We start from the raw sequence: 20,609 nt of genomic DNA, 5'->3' as shown, positions 1-20,609 counted from the left end.
CGTACACTTCAATCTCGCCGCTGAAGGTGGCTCAGCCCGCCGCAATCACGCCCGGCACGTCCTGGCCCAACGCCGCAAACACCGTCTTCAGAATACCCGCCGCATCTAGTCCGGCGCGGGCATACATCACTTCGGGCTTGGCCTGATCCATCCAGACATCCGGCAAGACGAGCGAGCGGACCTTCAACCCGTTGTCGATTAGTCCCTCGTTGACGAGGAAATGCATGACATGGCTGCCGAAGCCGCCGACGGCGCCTTCCTCGACTGTCACGACCACCTGGTGGTGGCGGGCAAGCTGGCGGATCAGGTCGTGATCGAGGGGCTTGGCGAAGCGGGCGTCGGCGACCGTGGTCGATAGGCCGGCAGCATTGAGGTCTTCGGCGGCCAGCAGACAGTCGGCGAGACGCGTTCCGAAGGAGAGGAGCGCGACCTTGGAGCCCTGCTTAACGATGCGGCCGCGGCCGATTTCAAGGATCTCGCCACGCTCCGGCATGGCAACGCCGACACCTTCGCCGCGCGGATAGCGGAAGGAGATCGGGCCTTCGTCATAGGCGGCTGCGGTGCGGACCATATGCTTCAGTTCTGCCTCGTCGGCTGCGGCCATCACCACGAAGCCCGGCAGTGCCGCAAGGAAGCCGGTGTCGAAGGAGCCGGCATGGGTCGGGCCGTCGGCGCCGACGAAGCCGGCGCGGTCGATGGGGAAGCGGACCGGCAGACCCTGGATGCCCACATCATGCACGACCTGGTCGTAGCCGCGCTGCAGGAAGGTGGAATAGAGGGCGCAGAAGGGCTTGAAGCCTTCGGCGGCGAGGCCGGCGGCGAAGGTCACCGCATGCTGTTCGGCAATGCCGACATCGAAGGTGCGCTCGGGGAAGAGCGACTGCAGCTTGTCGAGGCCGGTGCCCGAGGGCATGGCGGCGGTGATGCCGACGATCTTTTCGTCGTGGCGGGCTTCCTCGACCAGCGCATCGGCGAAGACGGAGGTATAGGCCGGCGCGTTCGGCTTGGCCTTGGCCTGGGTGCCAGTGATGACGTCGAACTTGTTGACGCCGTGATACTTGTCGGCCGCGGCTTCGGCCGGCGCATAGCCTTTGCCCTTCTGGGTGACGACATGGATCAGCACAGGGCCCTTGGCATTGTCACGGACATTGCGCAACACCGGCAGAAGGTGGTCGAAGGAGTGACCGTCGATCGGGCCGATATGATAAAAGCCGAGCTCCTCGAACATCGTGCCGCCGGTGACATAACCTCGGGCATGCTCGACGGCGCGGGTGATCGCGCGGTCGACGGTCTTGCCGAGATAGGCGGTCAGCTTCTTGCCGAACTCGCGGAAGCCCATATAGCTGCGACCGGAGGCGAGGCGCGCGAGATAGGCGCTCATCGCGCCCGTCGGCGGAGCGATCGACATGTCGTTGTCATTGAGGATGACGATCAGGCGCGCATCGAGGGCTCCGGCATTGTTCAGTGCCTCATAGGCCATGCCGGCGGACATGGCGCCATCGCCGATCACGGCGATCACCTTGCGGTCGGTCTTGGACAACTCCGCGGCAACGGCCATGCCGAGACCGGCAGAAATCGAGGTCGAGGAATGGGCAGCACCGAAGGGATCGTATTCGCTCTCGGCGCGCTTGGTGAAGCCGGAGAGGCCGTCTTCCTGGCGCAGCGTGCGGATGCGGTCACGGCGGCCGGTCAGGATCTTGTGCGGATAGCACTGGTGGCCGACATCGAAGATCAGCCGATCATCCGGCGTCTCGAAGACCTTGTGGATCGCGATCGTCAGCTCGACCACGCCGAGGCCCGCGCCCAGATGCCCTCCCGTTTTCGACACCGCGTCGATCATCTCGTCGCGGACCTCGCGCGCCAGTTGCGGCAGGTCGCGATCCTCAATGGCCTTCAAGTCTTTCGGGAGATTGACCTTGTCCAGGAGCGGGGTATCGGGCAGGGATGTCACGGGCTGATGCCTCTTCAGTCTGTTTGGATGCGCGATACCATCCCCCGACGATCAGGGCAATTCCACGTCATCAAGCGCTTATATAGCGGTCAACGGCCCTCCGGCAAAGGCACGAACTCGTCTTCGTCGCCGGGAACGATGTCAAAACGGCCAGTTCTCCACTCTTCCTTGGCCTGTTCGATGCGTTCCTTGGACGACGATACAAAGTTCCACCAGATATGTTTCCGGGTTTCCATGGCAGCGCCACCGAAAAGCATGACATGACAGCCTGCCGCGCCGCCGATCAAGGTGATCGCGTCGCCGGGGCGGAAGACGAGAAGCTGGTCCTGGGCAAAGCGGTCGCCGGCGATCTCGATCTCGCCGGAGAGAATGTAGAGGGCGCGCTCTTCCTGGCCGGCGTCGAAGGGGAAGCGGGCACCGGGCTCAAGAGCGAGGTCGACATAAAGCGTCTCGGAGAACGTCGTGACCGGCGAACGCAATCCGCCCATGCCGCCGATGACGACGCGACCGGAAGCGCCGCGATCATTGAAAGTCGGCAGCTCGCCCTTCGCCGTGTGGGCGAAGGCCGGATCGATCTCCTCCAGATGATCCGGGAGCGCGATCCAGGTCTGCAGCCCCGACATCGAGAGTGGATGACCGCGCAGGTTTTCCGGCGTGCGCTCGGAATGCACGATGCCGGAGCCCGCGGTCATCAGATTGATGTCGCCGGGGGCGATGACCAGCTCCGTGCCGAGACTGTCGCGATGTTTGATCTCGCCGTCAAAGAGATAGGTGACGGTCGAGAGTCCGATATGCGGATGCGGGCGGACATCCATCGCCTCCCCCGCCTTCAGGACGGCAGGCCCCATGCGGTCGAAGAAGATGAAGGGGCCGACGAGACGGCGCCGGACAGAGGGGAGCGCGCGCCGCACCGCAAAACCGCCGATGTCGCTGGAACGGGGAATGATCAGATGTTCAATGGCGTCACAGGCAAAGGCGTCGCCGGGTACGGGGTCGTTGCCGGGAAAGAAGGACATGAAAAACCTCTTCGTTTACGTTCAGAACGCGCCGCTCTCGTAGGGTGATGCTCCCATCATAGGGCGCTACCGAGCGACCACCGAGGGCTTTTTTTTCGATGGTCACGAGAACGGAAAGAGGCGTGATCGGCCTCTGCATCCGATAGCCATCGAAATTCAGAAGCTTCCGAAGCCGATCCCCAATAAGACGATCGCCGCACAGGCAACCAGCGGCACCAGGACTGCGACGACGAAGATGTCGCCGTAAGCCTGACGGTGGGTCATGCCACAGATCCCGAGCAGGGTGATGACGGCGCCGTTGTGCGGCAAGGTATCGAGCCCTCCCGTCGCAACAGCGATCACCCTGTGCAAGAGAGCGGGATCCACGTTCTGGCTTGCCGCCTGCGCAACGAGCGTCGGACCCAGCACATCCAGCGCAATCGACATTCCGCCAGAGGCCGAGCCCGTAATCCCGGAGAGAAGCCCCGAGGAGAGGGCTGCCGATATCACGACATTGCCGCCCGACAGGCCATCGATCGCCGACCGCAAGACTTCGAAGCCCGGGAGGATGGCAATCACGGCGCCGAAGCCGACGAGGCTTGCCGTATTGAACAGTGGAAGGAGCGAGCTTTCTGCGCCCGCCCCAGTCGTTTCGAGGATCTTCGGTGGTGGGCTGACGACAAGGGCGAGGACCAGGCCGAAGGTCAGGGCCGCGATGACGGACCAGAGCCCCTTGACCCTTGCCAGCTCCGTTGCGCCGTAAACCGGGTCTGCCAGATAGCTGGTATCGAGACCCGGCAGAATGAACTGATCCATCAGCAGCGTCATCGGCGCCACCGATGCAATCGGGAGGGCCGCCCGCCATAGGGGCAGCGCAACTGTCTCCGACGGGGCACCGTTTCGAACAGGTGGCGGCTCTCCGGCCAGACGTGCGGTTCTTGTCCGAAGCCAGAGTAGTCCAAGACCAAGCATGATGCCGCCCGCAATCAGGCCGAGACCCGGGGCAGCAAAAGGCGTCGTGGCGAAGGTCGTCATCGGAATGGCGTTCTGGATCGACGGCGTTCCGGGAAGTGCCGTCATGGTGAAGGTGAAGGCACCGAGCGCAATGGTCGCCGGGATCAGTCGGGCTGGAAGAGCGGTCTGAATGAAGAGGGCACGCGCCAGCGGCCAGGCAGTGAAGGCCACGACGAACAACGAGACGCCACCATAGGTCAAAACGGCGCAAGCAAGCACCACGGCAGGTATCGCGTTCTTGCGGCCCACCAGGTCGGCAATCGCCCTTGCCAGGGTGTCTGCGGCCCCGGACATCTCCATAACTCGCCCGAACATGGCTCCCAGCAGAAAGAGCGGGAAGAAGGAGATGACGAACCCTCCCGCTCCCTTCATGAAGACTTGGGTATAGCTGGCCAGCGCCGGATCTCCGGACAGTAAGGCGGCGACCACTGCAAGCAGCGGCGCAAGTGCCAGGACGGATGCGCCAGCCCAGGCCCCGGCAATGAGCAGCGTCAGGGCAAGCAGGATAATCAGGACAGACATGGGGGCCCCTCTTTATTGCGCCGCAACATATAGAGGAATCCGACCCGGTGAGCTACCGGCAACTGGCTCGCATTATCGACCATTCTTGCGAGGCAAGGATATGAGCATGAAGCAAATTTGCAACGTCGAGATCAGACCAGGAACAGACTTGCATGCATTGGTTCTTTATCAACTGCACCTAATCATTTTCATCGTAACTGATTGATCATCCGGTGTGACTCGCCCGACAGACGAAGTAAGTGAGGCAATCTCCGGTAAAGGAAATTCTGGCAGTTGATGATTCCAGAACCACATCTTGTCCATGGTCACCCAGATGCTGGAAAGCGCTGGTAATGAGACGCTGCAGGCGGAAGATGGCATCGAGGGCCTGGAAGTGCTGGAAGGCAGCGCGCCTGACCTTGTTATCACCGACATCAACATGCCAAGGCTTGACCGGTTCGGGCTCATCGAGCGCATTCGCAACAGCGATTGCTACAGAGCCATCCCCATCCTTGTGCTAACGACCGAAAACGATCCTCAGAAGCGCGAACGCGCCTGCAAAGCCGGCGCCGCGGCTGGATCGTCAAGCCATTCGAAGCGGCCAAACTTGTCGACGCTGTGGGACGGTTGAGCGACTGAGCTTCCGATGCCCCCTTGCAAACCTCATTTTGACGCAACCCTCATCACGGGACGGAAGCCGGCGCGCAGGGTGATATCACGCTGTCCTCGCCGGCCTGTCCGCCCAATGTCAGGCATCCACCCTCGTGGCAGAGCTCCCAACCACCCGGTGTTTCTCCAGAGGCGGCAAGGCGTATCTCTGAAAGTGGCGCCAGCGTCGGCGCCCAGCGCCACCAGCCGTCTTCAAGCACCGCCCCCTCGCCCGGCTCCATGCCGGCGCCGGATCCCTTGACGTTTGCCTGTGTCAGCTGAAGCCCGGAAGACGTCACCGCCCACTCTTCACGCCATTCCACCTTTTCGACCGAATGCTCCCAGGAGAGTGAAAAACTCGTGGTCGGGATGGTCAGAACGGTTGCGGCAAGCGCGACGCAAAGGCTCATGGCGCCCCTGTCTTGGGCGGTGCCGTGGCGATTGGCCCAGAGGCCTTGCCAGGGAACTTCCAGGCCATGAGGGCAAAGATCAGGACGAGCGCGCCACCGATCTCATCGGTGATCGGCAGGGCCGCGACGAGGAAGAAGGCGGCGGCGGCAGCGATCAGGCGGTGCAGGATCGGCAGCGGCCGGTTGAGATAGCCGATCACGGCAACACCCCAGAGGCCGACCGACAGGCCGGCCTTGATGACGATGTAGAGGACAGCAAGCGGATAGCCGATCGCCTCGGCGAGCGGGCCGCCATCCTGCAGCATCAGGGCCGGCGTGTAGACGGCCATGAAGGGAATGACAAAGCCGGCGGCCGCCACTTTCACCGCCTCGAAGGAGATGCGCAGGCCCGATTCCCGGGCGATAGGAGCTGCCGCGAAACAGGCAAGTGCGACGGGCGGGGTCAGGTCGGCGAGAATGCCGAAGTAGAAGACGAACATGTGGCTAACGATCAGCGGCACGCCGAGTTCGAGCAATGCGGGGCCGGCGATCGAGGAAGTGATGATGTAATTCGGGATGGTCGGAATGCCCATGCCGAGCAGGATGCAGGTGAGCATGGTGAGGATCAGGGACAGGAAGAGGCTGTGCTGGCCGACCGCAACGACGAACTGGCCGAAGGTGTTGGCGGCACCGGTGAGCGTCATGGTGCCGACGATGATGCCGACCACGGCACAGGCGACGCCAACGGGCAGCGCGGTCTTCGCACCATCCGCCAGGCTGTCGACGCTGAGCTTCAAAGCCGCACGACCGCCCTTCACCATGAAGTTCCAGGCGATCAGCACCAGGATGGCGATCAGGACCGCGCGGAAGCCATACTGGAAGAAGGAAGCACCGGCGAGGCCGATGCCGATCCAGAAGATGGTGCGGATCACCGTGTTGGACATGCCGATGGCGATCGAGCTGCCGAGGATGAGCAGCATGGTGAGCGCGAGGCCAGCGGTGCCGGCGAAGAGTGGCGTGTAGCCGGAGAAGAGGAGCCAGACGAGGGCTGCGAGCGGCAGCAGCAAATACCAGTGCTGGCGGATGGCGGCGGTCGCAGACGGCAGATCCTTGGGGTCGAGGCCGCTCAGTCCGCGCTTGCCGGCTTCGAGATGCACCATCCAGAAGACCGAGCAGAAATAGAGGATAGCCGGGATCAGGGCTGCCTTGACGATCTCGGCATATTCCACACCCAGCGTTTCGGCCATGATGAAGGCGACGGCGCCCATGACCGGCGGCATGATCTGGCCGCCCATCGACGAGGTCGCCTCGACGCCCCCGGCAAAGGCCGGGCGATAGCCGAAGCGCTTCATCAGGGGAATGGTGAACTGGCCTGTCGTCACGACATTGGCGACGCCGGAGCCTGAGATCGTGCCCATCAGGCCCGACGAGATGACCGAGACCTTGGCCGGGCCTCCGCGCTTGTGGCCGACCAGACCGAGGGACACATCGGTGAAGAGCTTGATCATGCCTGCCCGCTCCAGGAAGGAGCCGAACAGGATGAAGAGGAAGATATAGGACGACGACACATAGGTCGGCACGCCATAGATGCCCTCGGTGCCATAAGCCATATGGTCGATCACCTGGGAAAAATCGTAGCCGCGGTGATTGAGCGGCGATGGAAGATACTCACCGAAGAAACAATAGCCGAGGAAGAGGCCCGAGATAATCGGCAGGGCCGGCCCCATGATCACCCAGGCGCCGACGAAGACGGTGGCGATGGCGAGGACCCCGAAATAGAGATCCATGGTGACGAGATCACCGGCGCGCAGGATCAGCGGCTCGTATTCGACATACTGGTAGACGGCAACGGCGACGCCTGCAGTGGCTAGCGCCCAGGCGCCTGCGGTGTAGATCGCGCCTTTGCGCAGATTGGCGGCCACCAGCGGGAAGCCGAGCAGCAGAAGGAAGGCGACATGGGTGGAGCGGACGAGCTGGCTCGGCAGGTCGATCAGATGGGCCGCAGTCGCGATCTGAAAGAGCGAGAAGGCAACGGCGATGCCGTAGAGCAGCTTGCCCTCGGCCGTCGCCGGAAAAAGCTGCTCATGGGTGTTCGGTTCATGCGACAGGGTCTGGTCCGCAGTCGTGGCGCTCATGGGTATCCGTCCGAAGGGTAAGCCAAGGGGCAAAGGACCGGACGGCATGGTTGCCGCCCGGCCCTTCCGAGATTTTCAGAAGCCCGCAGGGCTCACAGCATTCCCTTTTCCTTGTAGTAGCGCTCAGCACCCGGATGCAGCGGGATCGGCATGCCCTTGGTTGCATCTTCCAGCTTGATGTCCTTGGCGGCGTTATGCGCGGCTTGGATCTCCGGCAGGTTCTCAAAGAGTTGCTTGGTCATCTCGTAGGCGAGATCGTCGGACACCTCGGAATGGGTCACGAGGAAGTTCACGACCGCGACCGTCGGCACGTCCTCCGTCTGGCCCTCATAGGTGCCAGCGGGAATGGTCGCCGCGATGTAGGGATCGCCGAGTGCGGTTGCCACTTCGGCCGGAACGGCAACCAAAGAGACCGGCAGCGAGGTGGACAAGTCTTTCAGCGAGGCAACCCCGAGGCCGGCGGACTGGAGGGTCGCGTCGAGCTGGCGGTTCTTGATCAGTTCGACGGACTCCGCAAAGGGCAGATATTCGGTCTTGCCGAGATCTTCATAGCTCATGCTCGCGGCTTCGAGGATGGCACGGGCATTGAGTTCCGTGCCCGACTTCGGGGCGCCAACGGACAGGCTCTTGCCCTTGAGATCGGCAAGCGAGGTCACGCCGGAATCCTTCGTCGCGACGATCTGGATGAAGTTGGGGTAGATGGCGGCGATGCCGCGCAGCTTGTCGAGCGGTGCCTTGAAGCCGGCATCGGCATCGCCTTCCGCCGCGAGCTTGACGCTATCGCCGAGCGAGAAGCCGATTTCGCCCTTGCCCTGCTGCAAGAGATTGAGGTTTTCGACCGAGGCCTTGGTCGCCTGCACCTGGGTGCGGACATCCGGGATCTTGTCCCCGTAGATCTTCGACAGGGCAACACCCAGCGGATAGTAGACGCCCGAGGTGCCACCAGTCAGCACGTTGACGAACTGCTCGGCGCGCACGCCGGATGCACCAAATGCGACAGATGCGGCCAGAGCGGCAGCAGCCAAAGTGCTAAGTCTCGAAAAATGCATGATTGTCCTCCCAAACAATGTAAGCAATTGCGACATCATGGGGAGGCGAGAGAGGGGCGTCAACCTCGTATTTGACGAAGTTCAGGGATATGCCGGCGCAGACTGAAATCTGCGCTCATTCCCCGACTGGAATATGCAGGCCGACCTTGACGTCGCGCAGCACGACATTGGTGTGCATGCGGCGAATCTGCGGGTTTTCCGCCATCAATTGCGCGCTGATATCATCGTAATGCTCGACGTCACGGGCGGTGATGATGGCGACGAGATCGACCTGGCCGGTGACGTAATAGACCTGCTGGACGTGCTCCTGCTTGTCGGCCCAGGCGCGGAAGCGGGCAAGCGCATCGTAATTGTCGCGTTCGATTTCCATGCCGGTGATAAAGGTCATCGGGAAGCTCGTCGCCTTGCGGTTCACCACGGCGATCTCGGCGGTGATGATGCCTTCGTCGCGGAGACGGCGAAGCCTGCGCTGCACGGCCGATGGCGACAGACCCACCTTGTCGGCGATGGCTTCCGCCTTCAGCTGGCAATCCCACTGCACCACTTCGAGAATGCTGCGGTCGAATTGATCGAGCTTGTCCGGCATGGTTCCCCCTCCTTGCGCGACCTCGTTTTCGCCCCCTTAGCCGATTTCAAGGGATTGCGCCATCTTTCCGCACCATCTGATGCTCTCACGCAGGATTTCCCCACATTGCCGCTGAAATGCGCTCGAAATCCGCAGCTTCGGCCTCCTATGGTCTCGCAATTGTCAAACTACCTGGGATCAAGATGACAGGAACCGCCCCGGCCGCGCTCGACGTGCACGACATCCACAAGAGTTTCGCCGGCATCGAGGTTCTGAAGGGCATCTCTGCCAAGGCCCAGCGCGGAGACGTGATCTCGATCATCGGCTCGTCCGGCTCCGGCAAGAGCACCTTCCTGCGCTGTATCAACCTGCTCGAAGCGCCCGACCGCGGCCGCATCGTCGTGGGCGGTGAAGAGCTCAAGTTACGCCCGTCCCGCAGGGGCAGCCTCGAAGCCGCCGACCGCAAGCAGCTGGAACGGCTGCGCACCGGGCTTGGTATGGTGTTCCAGAGCTTCAATCTCTGGGCCCATCGTACCGTGCTCGAAAACGTCATCGAGGCACCTGTTCACGTTCTCAAAATGCCGCGCCGCGAGGCGGTCGAGAAGGCCGAAGCGCTGCTTGCCAAGGTCGGCCTCTACGACAAGCGCGATGCCTATCCGGCCTTTCTCTCCGGCGGCCAGCAGCAGCGCGCGGCAATTGCCCGCGCGCTTTGCGTTGATCCGGCCGTCATGCTGTTCGACGAGCCGACCTCCGCGCTCGATCCGGAGCTTGTCGGGGAAGTGCTGAAGGTCATCCGCGATCTCGCCGAAGAGGGCCGCACCATGCTGCTCGTCACGCATGAGATGAGCTTTGCCCGCGAGGTCTCCAGCCATGTGATGTTCCTCGACAAGGGGCGCGTCGAGGAAGAGGGACCGCCGGAGCAGGTTTTCGGCGATCCGAAAAGCGCCCGTTGCCGTGAATTCACCCGCAGCCTTGGTGGGCGCGGGACTGCTTGAACACAGATCCAGAACCATCCAACCAACAGGGGAAAACGACGATGAAAATGATCTCCCTTCTGCTCGCCGGTGCAGCCTTTGCCGCAACCGCGGTCACCGCCCAGGCCGAAGTCCGCTTCGGCATCATGAACGAGGCCTATCCGCCCTTCTTCGCCAAGGATGCCTCCGGCACCTGGAAGGGTTGGGAAATCGATCTGATGAACGCCGTCTGCGCGGAAATGAAGGAGACCTGCTCGGTCGTCGACGTCTCCTGGGACGGCCTGATCCCGGCGCTGCAGACGAAGAAGTTCGACGTCATCTGGTCGTCGATGTCCATCACCGAGGAGCGCCTCAAGACCATCGACTTCACCGACAAATACTACAACACGCCGAGCAAGCTGATCGGACCGAAGGACGCGACCCCGGGTGCGACGCCTGAGGCGGTCGACGGCAAGACGATCGGCATCCAGGTCTCGACCGTGCAGTCGGCCTATTATGCGAAGCACTTCGCCGACAAGGCCGAGGAGCAGACCTACGCTACCCTCGACGAGGCTTTCCAGGATCTCTCGGCCGGCCGTATCGACTATGTGTTCGGCGACGCCATTCCGCTCGCCGACTTCCTCAAGACCGATTTCGGCAAGGATTGCTGCGCCGACATGGGCGACGTGGCGGCTGATCCGTCCGTTCTCGGCACCGGCATCGGCGGCGGGCTGCGCAAGGAAGACACCGAACTCAAGGCCAAGCTGAATGCGGCGATCGCCGCCGTCCGCGCCTCCGGCAAGTATGACGAGATCACGAAGGCCTATTTTACCTTCGACGTCTACGGCCAGTAATCGGCAGGGATCGCAGACGAGATGGCGACGGGATCGATGACGGCATGGCAATTGCTGGCGCTTCAGCCTCCGGGCTGGGGCGGCGCGCTGTTGACCGGTGCTGCCACCACTGTCGCCATCTCGGCTTGCGCCTATTCGATCGGCCTCGTCATCGGGCTGTTCGGGGCGCTCGGCAAGCTTTCCAACAACCGCCCGGTGGGACTGATCCTCAAGGGCTATACCGCTGTCATCAGGGCAGTGCCGGAACTGATCCTGATCGTCGGGCTCTATTATGCCGGGACTGATGGCCTCAACCGGCTGCTGATGGCCTTTGGCCTGCCGACCGTAGAGGTCAACGGTTTCATTGCCGCCGTCGCCGTGCTCGGCTTCGTGCAGGGCGCTTACATGACCGAGGTGCTGCGCGGCGCGATCCTCGCGATCCCCACCGGTCAGCTCGAGGCGGCGCGGGCCTTCGGCATGTCGCCGCTCCTGCGCTTTCGTCGGGTGACCCTGCCGGCACTGCTTCCTAACGCCCTGCCCGGCATGGCCAATCTCTGGATGTCGGTCACCAAGGACAGTGCTCTCGTCGCCGTCGTCGGCTATCAGGAACTGGCGCTGACGACGCGCCTCGCGGGTGCCAATACCAAGGAATATTTCCTATTCTTCCTGGCGGCGGCAGTTCTCTATCTGATCATTACGCTTCTCTCCAACCTCGTCTTCCATGGCATCGAGCGCCGCGTGCGCCGGGGCCAGAAGCCGGCGCATTGAGGGGGACGTGAGATGAACTTTGAATGGATCGCGAAATATTGGCCGCTTCTGATCGACGGCGCCGTGCAGACCGTGGCCCTGCTGGTGATTTCGGTGAGCATCGGCTTCGTGCTGGCCGTCGGGCTCGCTTTCGCGCGAGTCAGCGGCGGGCCTGTCATCCGCAATCTGGCGCTCGGCTATTCCACCGTGTTTCGCGGGACGCCACTGCTGATCCAGCTCTGGCTTCTCTACTACGGCGTGGGCTCGCTGCTGCCGATGGTGCCGGGCCTGAGGCAGAGCTTTCTCTGGCCGATCCTGCGTGAAGGCTTTTTCTTTGCCGCGGTCTCCTTCACGCTCAACTTCGCCGCCTATCAGTCGGAAGTGCTGCGTGGTGCGCTCCTGTCCGTGCCGAAGGGCGAACTCGAAGCCGGCCGCTCGCTCGGTATGAGCCCGTGGCAGCTCACACGACGCATCTGGTTACCCCGCGCGATCCGCACGGCGCTGCCGACGATTGCCGGCGAGATCGTGCTGCAGCTGAAGGCGACACCGCTCGCCTTCACCGTGACCGTGATGGATCTCTATGCGGTCGCCTTCAAGGTCCGGCAGGACACGCTCCTCGTCTACGAGCCACTGCTCGTCGTCACCCTCTTCTATGTCGCGCTCACTGCGCTCATCACCCGTGCCTTCGGCATTGTCGAGGCGCAGGTGCCGATCCGCCGCTGAGGCGGCCCGAAAGTAAAATGCCATGACGAAAGTCTTCGTGACCCATCCCCTGCCCGCGTCTGCCGGTCCTGAAACCCGGGCGCTCGATGCTGGGCTGTTCATCGATCCGGCGACCGGGGCGATTGCGCCGAATGTCTCGATGTCGGTCAACAACGCGCTGATGCCGGGCGACGGCGCCTTCTCCGCCGATGGCGTCGCGGATCTCGCCGATCTGCCCTATCTCTATGCCCGCTGGACGAACCCCACCGTGCGGCAGCTGGAACAGCGGCTGGCAGCCCTCGAAGGTGCCGAGGAGGCGCTGGCAACAGCCACCGGCATGGCGGCGATTGCCGGAACGCTCTTCACCTTTCTCCAGGCCGGCGACCATCTCGTCGTCTCGGATGTCTGCTACGCGGGCGCTGTCGAACTCACGCAGCGGGTGTTGCCGGATTTCGGCATTGAGGTGACACCGGTGAATATGGCGCGGCCAGACCTCGTCGAGGCAGCGATGCGGCCGAATACTCGGCTCGTGCATTGCGAGAGCCCCGTCAATCCGATCCTGCGCATCGTCGATCTCGAGGCGCTGGCGGCCATCGCCCATAAACATGGCGCGCTGATCTCGGTCGATTCCACCTTTGCCACACCGGTTGCCACACGGCCGCTGTCGCTCGGCGTCGATCTCGTCATCCATTCGCTGACCAAGTTCATCAACGGCCATGGCGACGTGCTGGGTGGGGCGGTGATCGGGCGGAAGGACCTGATTGCCCGTATCAGGGGCCGCGCCGGCGTCTATCTCGGAGCGTCGCTATCAGCCCAATCTGCTTGGTTGATCATGCGTGGCATCGACACGCTTTATCCGCGCCTGCGCATGGCATCCGAGAGCGCGCTTGCCGTCGCCACCTTCCTGGAGGGGCATCCAGAGGTCGAGCGTGTGATTTATCCGGGTCTGAGCTCCCACCCGCAGCATGATCTCGCCAAGCGCCAGATGGATGTCTTCGGCGGCATGATTGCGTTTCGCACGCGCGAGCCGAAGGCCGCCGCAGAGCGGCTGGCGACACGTCTGCGTGTCGCCCACTATGCCTTTTCCCTCGGCCACCAGCGCAGCTTGGTGGTGCTGCTCGATACCGAGGAAATGATGACCTCCACCTTCCGCCTCACCGGCGAAGCCCTTTCCGATTATCGCGCCTATGCCAGCGACGGGCTCTTCCGTCTGTCGATCGGCCTCGAGACCACAGGCGATATCATTGCCGATCTCGATCAAGCGCTTACCCCTTGACCGTATCTGACGGAGACCTTTCCATGGCTGACACACTGATCCTCGACGGCGGCATGAGCCGCGAACTCCTGCGTCTCGGCGCGGAGCTGAAGCAGCCGGAATGGTCGGCGCTGGCACTGATGAACAGCCCCGATATCGTCCGCCAGGTGCATGAGGAGTTCATTGCCGCCGGCGCCGATGTCGTCACCACCAATTCCTATGCGCTGGTGCCCTTCCATATCGGGGAGGAGCGGTTTCGTGCGGACGGCCCTGCCCTGATCGCGCTCTCCGGCCAGTTGGCGCGGGAGGCTGCCGATGCGGCAGGTCGCAAGGTTGTGGTCGCAGGGTCGCTTCCGCCGATCTTCGGCTCCTATGAGCCGGAGAATTTCGACCCGTCAACGGTGCAGGATTATCTGAAGGTGCTGGTCGAGAACCTTAGCCCCCATGTCGATGTCTGGCTCGGCGAAACGCTGAGCCTGATTGCCGAGGGCGAGGCCGTGCGCAAGGCGATCCAGGCGCAGCCGAAGCCCTTCTGGATCTCCTTTACGCTCGCCGACGATGCGGCCCAGGTGGCCGGTGGCGAGCCGAAGCTGCGCTCGGGCGAGACCGTGCGCGCGGCGGCCGAATGGGCGGCGGGCTCTGGGGCTCAGGCACTGCTCTTCAACTGCGCCAAGCCCGAAGTGATGAAAAAGGCGGTTGAGACGGCGGCAGCGGTGTTTGCCGAAAAGGGTGTCAGCCTGAAGATCGGCGTCTATGCCAACGCCTTCGAGACGGACACCGACGACAAGGCCGCGAATGAAGGGCTGCACGACACGCGCCAGGACCTCACCGGCGACACCTATTCCCGCTTCGCCTGCGACTGGGCAGAGGCAGGCGCCACGATGATCGGCGGCTGCTGCGGGATCGGGGCGGAGCATATCCATCGGGTTGCGGGGGCGCTCAGAGCGCGGGCATAAGCCACTGGTTTGACTGCTATGGCATCCAGTGCCATAGTTGGCCATGAAGGCAGATCTGGTCATCCGAGAACGCATCGTCTTCAATGACGGTGCAATTCTGGAGGTTCGGATCTGGTCAGTGCCCGATCCGGTGCCGCCTTCATCGCACCGGTATAAATACGCATTGTTCTACGGATATCCGGGCGAACGACTGATTTGCTACGACAATGAGCGTGGCAAGGGTGACCATCGGCATCATGGTGCGATCGAGACATCTTATGCGTTCGCCGGCATTGAGCAGCTTCTAAGAGATTTCCGTGCTGATGTCGAATGGCTGCGAGGAGAAACGATATGACGAGGGAACTGGACGTTCATGTCGGTGGCGGCTTCGATGCCTTGCAGGCACGGGTCGGTGACGCCTTGCGTAGGCACCGGGATGGAGAGGATGTCCACGAGGATCACCTGACCTTCGTGGGCTGGGACGCCTTTGCGCGCACCATGACGGCAAAGCGGCTGGAGTTGCTGCGCTATCTCCACCGCCATCCTCAGGACAGCGTCGCGGCGCTTGCCCGTAGCCTCAATCGTCACTACCGGCGTGTTCACGAGGATGTAGAGCTTTTGACGGCAGCCGGGTTGATCGCACGAGACGGTCTGGCACTGAGTACCGGCTATGACGAAATTCGGACTGTGATAGCCCTCTAGACCGACAACCGGGGCAAATGTCGAATTATGGCATTCCTGTGTTTTTATCTCGTCACGGGGCTTGAACTCCCCGTGTCAGGCCCCCATTTGCGCCTCTGCGGACCGGGCCCCTCTGACGACGGATTTTCCTCGTGATGTCGGACCGCATCGAGCACGCTCGATGCCATGCCCGGACCGGACCTCTCTTCAGCGAGACCGTGCGCGCGTTGCATCGAGCCGGGTCAATGCAACAGAGGTCATACAATTGGAACTCCTGCTCATTCTGTTTCTCGGCAAGCCACTGTGGATGTGGTTGCTGTTCATCCTGCTGGTCGCGGCACTTCTCGCCTTCGACCTTGGCGTCCTCAACAAGGACGACCATGAAATCGGCATCGCCGAAAGTTTGAAGCTTTCGGCCATGTACGTCACGCTTGGTCTCGCCTTTTCCGGCTTCATCTACTGGCAGATGGACACGACCGCGACGGCTCAGTATCTGACGGCTTTCGTGGTCGAAAAGACGCTGGCGATGGACAATATCTTCGTCATCGCACTGATCTTCGGCTTCTTCGCCATCCCGCGCGAATATCAGCATCGCGTGCTGTTCTGGGGTATTCTCGGGGTCATCGTGCTGCGCGGCATCATGATCGGCCTGGGTGCCACGATCGTCGATCAGTATCACTGGGTTCTCTACTTCTTCGCCGGCTTCCTGATCCTGACGGGCGTCAAGATGCTCTTCGTCGCCGACAAGGAGCACAAGATCGAGGATAATGCCCTGATCCGCTTCCTGAAACATCGGATGAACGTGACGGAAGAGATCCATGGCCACGCCTTCGTGGTCAAGAAGCCGGATCCGGTGACGGGCAAGATCCGCCGTTTCGCGACCCCGCTCCTGCTGGCGCTGGTGACGATCGAGATCGCCGACCTCGTCTTTGCGGTCGACTCGGTGCCAGCGGTGTTCACGATCACGACCGATCCGTACATCGTCTACACCTCGAACATCTTCGCGATCCTGGGTCTGCGCGCCCTCTATTTCGCGCTGGATGCCATCCTGCACCGCTTCGCTTATCTCAAGTACGCTCTGTCGGTGCTGCTGATGTTCATCGGCTCGAAGATCTTCATCGCCTGGGGCATGGGCTGGGAGAAGTTCCCGCCGGAGTGGTCGCTCGGCATCACCTTCCTGATCCTCGGCGTCGGCGTCGGTTATTCGCTGTGGAAGACCGGAAGCGGTGCGCAGCAGGCAGAGATCAAGGCTGTCGAAGCGCGGAACCCGGCCGAGTAAGCTCAACACTATCGAAGACGCAAACAACGAATGGCCCCGCGAGGGGCCATTCTACATTTTAATTCTAAGCATTGAAGACGGCGCGGCTATGCCGCTGGCGTGCTCAAGCGCCGTCTAGCGGCTCCGTGCCCGTCGGCTTGCCGGCGCGGTCGAGGCGGATCTTTTCGATGCGGTTTTCTGCGGCTGACAGGAGCTGCTCGCAATGCTTCTTCAGAAGCTCGCCGCGCTCGTAGATGGCGATGGATTCGTCGAGCGCCACGTCACCGCGTTCGAGGCGGGCAACGATACTTTCGAGCTCGGCCACGGCCTTTTCGAAGGAATAGCCGGAGAGATCGGCGGTTACGGCGTCGGACATACTCAACCCTTCATCAGTCTCAAGATGTGCAGGCCCGCCGATTCGGCGAGGCCTTCGAGATCATAGCCGCCTTCGAGCAGGCTGACGACCCGGTTCTGGGCGAAACGGTCGGCGACTTCCAGGAGGCGACCTGTCGCCCAGTCGAAATCCTCGCCGACCAGATTGATCTGCGCCAAGGGATCGCGGTGATGCGCGTCGAAACCGGCGGATATCAGGATGAAGTCGGGCGCAAAATCATGGAGTGCCGGCAGCACGCGGCTCTTGAAGGCCTCGCGGAAATGATCGGAGCCGACATTGGGGGAGAGCGGCGCATTGACGATGTTGCGGTGCTTGCCAGTCTCGTCCTTGGCGCCCGTCCCGGGATAAAGCGGCATCTGGTGGGTCGAGCAGAAGAGCACGGAAGGGTCGTCCCAGAAGATGTCCTGGGTGCCGTTGCCGTGGTGCACGTCCCAGTCGACGATCGCGACGCGCTCGACGCCATAAGTCTTCTGCACATGGCGGGCGGCGATCGCGACCGTGTTGAACAGGCAGAAGCCCATGGCCTTTGACTTTTCGGCATGGTGGCCCGGCGGGCGACCCGCGACGAAAGCATTGTCGGCCTTGCCGGTCATGACGTCGTCGACGGCCGCGATGGCGCCACCGATGGCGGTCAGCGCCACCTGCAGGCTCTTCTGCGAGGCGTAGGTGTCGGCCTCCAGCTGGTTGATGCGATCGTCCTCTTCCGGGATCTCGCGCATCACGGCGAAGAGATGCTCCTCGGGATGGGCAAGCGTGACGAGGTCCTCGTTGGCCTGGGTCGCCTCGATCCGCTCCAGCCGGGCGAAGTTCGGATGCTCCAGCGCAATGTTGAGCGAGCGCAGCCGGTCTGCCCTTTCGGGATGTCCTTCCGGCGTGTTGTGTTCGAGGAAGATCGGGTTTTCGTAGAGACGGGTGGCCATGGGCATCCTTCCGGGGTTGTGCAGAAGATAATGCGACCGCCCGTCATCTTCCACCACAGATCCGGGTTTTACCCAGCCCTTGCGGCGCGGCGCGGCGATGTCTGCCGCGCACGGCGCTTGTGAAGCCCGTCCCTATGCCGTTAGATGCCGCTAACACAGGAACGCATCGGGGGATCTGCATGGACGAGACGGAACGGGTGGAGGTGAGCGCACTGGCTGTCGCCTATCGCGACATCGGTCCGACCGGTGAAATGCGCGCGGCCGCCTATGTCATCCATGCCGAAGAGGCGGTGCGCCACTTCTGGCGCTATCGGCCACCACTCGAAGACGAGCCGCATTACAGCCCAACGAAGTTCGAGGTCCGCCTTCATCAGCCGCTCAGAGCGGAGGATCAGGTGCGCATGACCGTGCAGGTCGACAAGATCGGCGGCAAATCCGTCGGCTTCGAAGTTGCGATGGAAAAGGACGGCCAGACGGTGGCCGAGGTCGATATCACCTGGACGGCCAGGCAGCCGGAGACCGGCGAACCCGTCGCACTTCCCGAAGACATCCGCGACTGGCTGTATCGCTACGTGCCCTGAGCGCGGACCTTAGCACCTGAAACGACAAACGCCCCTGCCGGTTATTCCGGCAGGGGCGTCCGCATTTCAGACGAAGCGTGGTGCGATCAGAACTCGCTCCACTCTTCCTTGACGGCGAGATTGCCCTGGACCGCGGGTGCCCGGCGTACCGGTGCCTGCACGGCTGCGGGACGACGCTCCACCTGCGCCGGAGCCGTGGCCCTACCCGACAGATTGAACTGGCCGACGAGGGAGCGCAGGCGGGTGGATTCCTGGGCGAGTGCGGCAGAGGCTGCCGTCGACTGCTCGACCATCGCTGCGTTCTGCTGCGTGGTCTGGTCCATCTGGTTGACGGCAGTATTGACCTCAGCGAGGCCGGTCGACTGCTCGCGGGCAGACGTGGCAATCGCATCCATCAACTGGTTGATCTGCGAGACATAGTCGCCAATCGCCTTCAATGCCACGCCGGTGTCACGCACCAGCTTCACGCCATTGTCGACCTCGCTCGAGGAGTTCTGGATCAGCCCCTTGATTTCCTTGGCCGCACTGGCCGAGCGCTGGGCGAGCTCGCGCACTTCCTGGGCGACAACCGCAAAGCCCTTGCCGGCTTCACCGGCACGCGCTGCCTCGACGCCGGCATTCAGCGCCAAGAGGTTGGTCTGGAAGGCGATCTCGTCGATGACGCCGATGATGTTGGAGATCTGCTGCGAGCTCTCCTCGATACGGCGCATGGCTTCGACGGCGTTGGACACGACCTCAGCCGACTTTGCCGCATCCTGGTTTGCGAGAATCGCTACGGTGCGGGCTTCGTCCGTACGCTTGGATGAGGTCGAGACGTTGACCGTGATCTGGTCGAGAGCGGCGGCGGTCTCTTCGAGGGCGGCAGCTTGCTGCTCCGTGCGCTTGGAGAGATCGTTGGCGCCGGAGGAAATCTCGCGTGTGCCATTGTCGATGTTTTCGACAGAGGACATGACCGAGGACAGGGTCGTTCCGAGCTGCTTCAGAGAAGCATTGAAATCCTGGCGCAGTGACTCGTATTCTTGCGAGAAGGGTTCGTTGAGCTGGAAGGAAACGTCGCCGCCGGCCAGGCGCTTGAGGCCGTCGCCCAAAGTGGTGGTGGCAAAGCGCAGCTTTTCGGCTTCCTGCTCCATGCGCTTCTGGTTGGCAAGGCGGGTCGCCTCCGTCTCGCCACGGCTGACTTCCGCCTCCTGCTCGAGCTTCCGCGCCGTGATTGCGTTCTGGCGGAAGATTTCGACAGCTTCGGCCATCTGGCCCACTTCGTCATGGCGGCCGATACCGGGCACTGTGATCGAGGTATCACCACTGGCAAGCTTGCGCATGGCGCCTGCCATGCCGAGAAGTGGGGTGACAAGCGTCTTCTGCAAGAGGATCAGGATTGCAATGACAGCAACGACTGTCGCCGCGGCGCCCTCGATCAGGGTCAAACGTGCCTGATCGGCGGCTTCTGCGGCCTCGATCGCCCGCGTCTCGAGAAGACCGGCTTCATCAGCCGAAATTTCCGCTGCCTTGGCGCGGATGCCGTCCATCCACTTCTTGCCTGCACCGTCAATCTCCATGGCGCGGGCTTGCTCGACCGTCGCCGGGTCCTTCATCAGCGCGATTTCTTTCTCGGCAACCTCCGCGCCCCAACCCTTCACGAGAGCGTCGAGTTCGGCAAAACGCTTCTGTTGCGTCGCGTTGTCCGATGTCAGCTGGACCGCCTTGTCGAAGGCTTCCTTGTAGTTCTTCGAGCCTGCCTCATACGGTGCCAGAAATGCTTCATCGCCAGAGAGCAGATAACCGCGCACGCCAGTCTCGCGATCGACCATGGCGGCGACGATCGCATCGACCCGGTCCAATACCTCGTAGGTGTGAACGGTCCAGCCGTTGGCGGTCTGCTGGTAGGCCAGTGACGACCAGCTCATGATGTTGACGATGATGCTGATCGCAATGACCAGGGCGAACGCCGCGATCATCTTGGTCAAGGTCCCGAGGTTGTTCAGTAGTTTCATGGAAAATTCCACACGATGTTGTGCTTCAAGCCTGCACAGGTGCAGGCTGTCTGATCAATTGGCGAAGAGCTTGCGCTGGGTTTCGGAGAGTTTCGGCGACCTTCCGATCAGT

Annotated in this window: 20 protein-coding genes and 1 pseudogene; 11 read left to right on the top strand and 10 right to left on the bottom strand. The window is 62.4% G+C overall.

From position 1 onward, the window contains the following. Nucleotides 1-31: 31 nt before the first annotated feature. The 3 genes from dxs to ACQKP1_RS04870 all read right to left on the bottom strand — a co-directional run bounded on the left by dxs (nucleotide 32) and on the right by ACQKP1_RS04870 (nucleotide 4,482). Nucleotides 32-1,951, bottom strand: a complete 1,920-nt coding sequence (gene dxs / locus ACQKP1_RS04880; protein ID WP_427274412.1) for a 1-deoxy-D-xylulose-5-phosphate synthase — start codon at nucleotides 1,949-1,951, stop codon at nucleotides 32-34. Nucleotides 1,952-2,040: 89 nt separating this feature from the next. After that, nucleotides 2,041-2,967 (bottom strand): pirin family protein, encoded by a 927-nt coding sequence (locus tag ACQKP1_RS04875; RefSeq protein WP_427274411.1) that lies wholly within the window; start codon nucleotides 2,965-2,967, stop codon nucleotides 2,041-2,043. A gap of 156 nt (nucleotides 2,968-3,123) precedes the next feature. Next, nucleotides 3,124-4,482, bottom strand: coding sequence for a GntP family permease (locus ACQKP1_RS04870; RefSeq protein ID WP_427274410.1), 1,359 nt, complete (start codon nucleotides 4,480-4,482; stop codon nucleotides 3,124-3,126). Nucleotides 4,483-4,721: 239 nt separating this feature from the next. Between ACQKP1_RS04870 and ACQKP1_RS04865 the strand changes: the two are divergent. Beyond that, a pseudogene (locus ACQKP1_RS04865) lies at nucleotides 4,722-5,100 on the top strand (response regulator). 44 nt (nucleotides 5,101-5,144) lie between these two features. Here ACQKP1_RS04865 and ACQKP1_RS04860 read toward each other — a convergent pair. The 4 genes from ACQKP1_RS04860 to ACQKP1_RS04845 form a co-directional block, all read right to left on the bottom strand. Beyond that, entirely contained in the window at nucleotides 5,145-5,519 is a 375-nt protein-coding gene (locus ACQKP1_RS04860) for a DUF1850 domain-containing protein (protein ID WP_427274409.1), read from the bottom strand. Next, the gene (locus tag ACQKP1_RS04855) at nucleotides 5,516-7,633 is read right to left on the bottom strand and encodes a TRAP transporter permease (protein ID WP_427274408.1); all 2,118 of its coding nucleotides are present in this window, start codon (nucleotides 7,631-7,633) and stop codon (nucleotides 5,516-5,518) included. The genes ACQKP1_RS04860 and ACQKP1_RS04855 overlap by 4 nt, the downstream gene beginning before the upstream one ends. A 92-nt stretch (nucleotides 7,634-7,725) precedes the next feature. Continuing rightward, nucleotides 7,726-8,682 (bottom strand): TAXI family TRAP transporter solute-binding subunit, encoded by a 957-nt coding sequence (locus ACQKP1_RS04850; RefSeq protein WP_427274407.1) that lies wholly within the window; start codon nucleotides 8,680-8,682, stop codon nucleotides 7,726-7,728. 115 nt (nucleotides 8,683-8,797) lie between these two features. Further along, complete coding sequence (locus tag ACQKP1_RS04845; RefSeq protein WP_427274406.1) at nucleotides 8,798-9,268, bottom strand: Lrp/AsnC family transcriptional regulator; 471 nt, start codon at nucleotides 9,266-9,268, stop codon at nucleotides 8,798-8,800. A gap of 182 nt (nucleotides 9,269-9,450) precedes the next feature. On the opposite strand from ACQKP1_RS04845, the gene ACQKP1_RS04840 reads away from it, so the two are divergent. The 9 genes from ACQKP1_RS04840 (at nucleotide 9,451) to ACQKP1_RS04800 (ending at nucleotide 16,632) form a co-directional block, all read left to right on the top strand. After that, nucleotides 9,451-10,242 carry an ABC transporter ATP-binding protein gene (locus tag ACQKP1_RS04840; protein WP_427274405.1) on the top strand — a complete coding sequence of 264 codons (792 nt, stop codon included), beginning with the start codon at nucleotides 9,451-9,453 and terminating at the stop codon, nucleotides 10,240-10,242. Nucleotides 10,243-10,283: 41 nt separating this feature from the next. Beyond that, the gene (locus tag ACQKP1_RS04835) at nucleotides 10,284-11,054 is read left to right on the top strand and encodes a transporter substrate-binding domain-containing protein (protein WP_427274404.1); all 771 of its coding nucleotides are present in this window, start codon (nucleotides 10,284-10,286) and stop codon (nucleotides 11,052-11,054) included. 21 nt (nucleotides 11,055-11,075) lie between these two features. Next, nucleotides 11,076-11,801, top strand: a complete 726-nt coding sequence (locus tag ACQKP1_RS04830; RefSeq protein ID WP_427274403.1) for an ABC transporter permease — start codon at nucleotides 11,076-11,078, stop codon at nucleotides 11,799-11,801. 12 nt (nucleotides 11,802-11,813) lie between these two features. Continuing rightward, a complete protein-coding gene (locus ACQKP1_RS04825; protein ID WP_203013399.1) occupies nucleotides 11,814-12,503 on the top strand; it encodes an ABC transporter permease in 690 nt (229 codons plus the stop codon). A gap of 22 nt (nucleotides 12,504-12,525) precedes the next feature. Further along, complete coding sequence (locus ACQKP1_RS04820; RefSeq protein WP_427274402.1) at nucleotides 12,526-13,758, top strand: trans-sulfuration enzyme family protein; 1,233 nt, start codon at nucleotides 12,526-12,528, stop codon at nucleotides 13,756-13,758. Nucleotides 13,759-13,781: 23 nt separating this feature from the next. Next, the gene (locus ACQKP1_RS04815) at nucleotides 13,782-14,693 is read left to right on the top strand and encodes a homocysteine S-methyltransferase family protein (RefSeq protein ID WP_427274401.1); all 912 of its coding nucleotides are present in this window, start codon (nucleotides 13,782-13,784) and stop codon (nucleotides 14,691-14,693) included. Nucleotides 14,694-14,736: 43 nt separating this feature from the next. Further along, nucleotides 14,737-15,027, top strand: coding sequence for a toxin-antitoxin system TumE family protein (locus ACQKP1_RS04810; protein WP_427274400.1), 291 nt, complete (start codon nucleotides 14,737-14,739; stop codon nucleotides 15,025-15,027). Continuing rightward, entirely contained in the window at nucleotides 15,024-15,374 is a 351-nt protein-coding gene (locus tag ACQKP1_RS04805; protein WP_427274399.1) for a hypothetical protein, read from the top strand. The genes ACQKP1_RS04810 and ACQKP1_RS04805 overlap by 4 nt, the downstream gene beginning before the upstream one ends. A gap of 244 nt (nucleotides 15,375-15,618) precedes the next feature. Beyond that, a complete protein-coding gene (locus ACQKP1_RS04800; RefSeq protein ID WP_427274398.1) occupies nucleotides 15,619-16,632 on the top strand; it encodes a TerC family protein in 1,014 nt (337 codons plus the stop codon). A gap of 103 nt (nucleotides 16,633-16,735) precedes the next feature. On the opposite strand, the gene ACQKP1_RS04795 is transcribed toward ACQKP1_RS04800, so the two are convergent. Beyond that, nucleotides 16,736-16,987: an exodeoxyribonuclease VII small subunit gene (locus tag ACQKP1_RS04795; protein ID WP_427274397.1), complete on the bottom strand. Its 252-nt coding sequence runs from the start codon at nucleotides 16,985-16,987 to the stop codon at nucleotides 16,736-16,738. A gap of 2 nt (nucleotides 16,988-16,989) precedes the next feature. Next, a complete protein-coding gene (locus ACQKP1_RS04790; RefSeq protein ID WP_427274396.1) occupies nucleotides 16,990-17,925 on the bottom strand; it encodes a histone deacetylase family protein in 936 nt (311 codons plus the stop codon). 179 nt (nucleotides 17,926-18,104) lie between these two features. Between ACQKP1_RS04790 and ACQKP1_RS04785 the strand changes: the two genes are divergently transcribed. Beyond that, nucleotides 18,105-18,506, top strand: a complete 402-nt coding sequence (locus ACQKP1_RS04785; protein ID WP_427274395.1) for an acyl-CoA thioesterase — start codon at nucleotides 18,105-18,107, stop codon at nucleotides 18,504-18,506. An 86-nt stretch (nucleotides 18,507-18,592) separates the two neighbouring features. On the opposite strand, the gene ACQKP1_RS04780 is transcribed toward ACQKP1_RS04785, so the two are convergent. Next, the gene (locus ACQKP1_RS04780) at nucleotides 18,593-20,497 is read right to left on the bottom strand and encodes a methyl-accepting chemotaxis protein (RefSeq protein ID WP_427274394.1); all 1,905 of its coding nucleotides are present in this window, start codon (nucleotides 20,495-20,497) and stop codon (nucleotides 18,593-18,595) included. Nucleotides 20,498-20,609 lie beyond the last annotated feature (112 nt).

It is taken from the genome of Allorhizobium sp. NPDC080224 (assembly GCF_050281005.1).
Classification (GTDB): Bacteria; Pseudomonadota; Alphaproteobacteria; order Rhizobiales; family Rhizobiaceae; genus Allorhizobium.
The sequence above is the reverse complement of the archived record's forward strand: the minus strand, read 5'-3'. Positions and strand labels throughout refer to the sequence as shown.

Coding starts and splice junctions, on each gene's coding strand:
- ACQKP1_RS04870 (WP_427274410.1), bottom strand. CDS start 4,482: ATGTCTGTCCTGATTATCCTGCTTGCCCTGACGCTGCTCATTGCCGGG.
- ACQKP1_RS04825 (WP_203013399.1), top strand. CDS start 11,814: ATGAACTTTGAATGGATCGCGAAATATTGGCCGCTTCTGATCGACGGC.
- ACQKP1_RS04855 (WP_427274408.1), bottom strand. CDS start 7,633: ATGAGCGCCACGACTGCGGACCAGACCCTGTCGCATGAACCGAACACC.
- ACQKP1_RS04830 (WP_427274403.1), top strand. CDS start 11,076: ATGGCGACGGGATCGATGACGGCATGGCAATTGCTGGCGCTTCAGCCT.
- ACQKP1_RS04860 (WP_427274409.1), bottom strand. CDS start 5,519: ATGAGCCTTTGCGTCGCGCTTGCCGCAACCGTTCTGACCATCCCGACC.
- ACQKP1_RS04780 (WP_427274394.1), bottom strand. CDS start 20,497: ATGAAACTACTGAACAACCTCGGGACCTTGACCAAGATGATCGCGGCG.
- ACQKP1_RS04820 (WP_427274402.1), top strand. CDS start 12,526: ATGACGAAAGTCTTCGTGACCCATCCCCTGCCCGCGTCTGCCGGTCCT.
- ACQKP1_RS04850 (WP_427274407.1), bottom strand. CDS start 8,682: ATGCATTTTTCGAGACTTAGCACTTTGGCTGCTGCCGCTCTGGCCGCA.
- ACQKP1_RS04795 (WP_427274397.1), bottom strand. CDS start 16,987: ATGTCCGACGCCGTAACCGCCGATCTCTCCGGCTATTCCTTCGAAAAG.
- ACQKP1_RS04790 (WP_427274396.1), bottom strand. CDS start 17,925: ATGGCCACCCGTCTCTACGAAAACCCGATCTTCCTCGAACACAACACG.
- ACQKP1_RS04840 (WP_427274405.1), top strand. CDS start 9,451: ATGACAGGAACCGCCCCGGCCGCGCTCGACGTGCACGACATCCACAAG.
- ACQKP1_RS04845 (WP_427274406.1), bottom strand. CDS start 9,268: ATGCCGGACAAGCTCGATCAATTCGACCGCAGCATTCTCGAAGTGGTG.
- ACQKP1_RS04785 (WP_427274395.1), top strand. CDS start 18,105: ATGGACGAGACGGAACGGGTGGAGGTGAGCGCACTGGCTGTCGCCTAT.
- ACQKP1_RS04835 (WP_427274404.1), top strand. CDS start 10,284: ATGAAAATGATCTCCCTTCTGCTCGCCGGTGCAGCCTTTGCCGCAACC.
- ACQKP1_RS04875 (WP_427274411.1), bottom strand. CDS start 2,967: ATGTCCTTCTTTCCCGGCAACGACCCCGTACCCGGCGACGCCTTTGCC.
- ACQKP1_RS04810 (WP_427274400.1), top strand. CDS start 14,737: ATGAAGGCAGATCTGGTCATCCGAGAACGCATCGTCTTCAATGACGGT.
- ACQKP1_RS04805 (WP_427274399.1), top strand. CDS start 15,024: ATGACGAGGGAACTGGACGTTCATGTCGGTGGCGGCTTCGATGCCTTG.
- ACQKP1_RS04815 (WP_427274401.1), top strand. CDS start 13,782: ATGGCTGACACACTGATCCTCGACGGCGGCATGAGCCGCGAACTCCTG.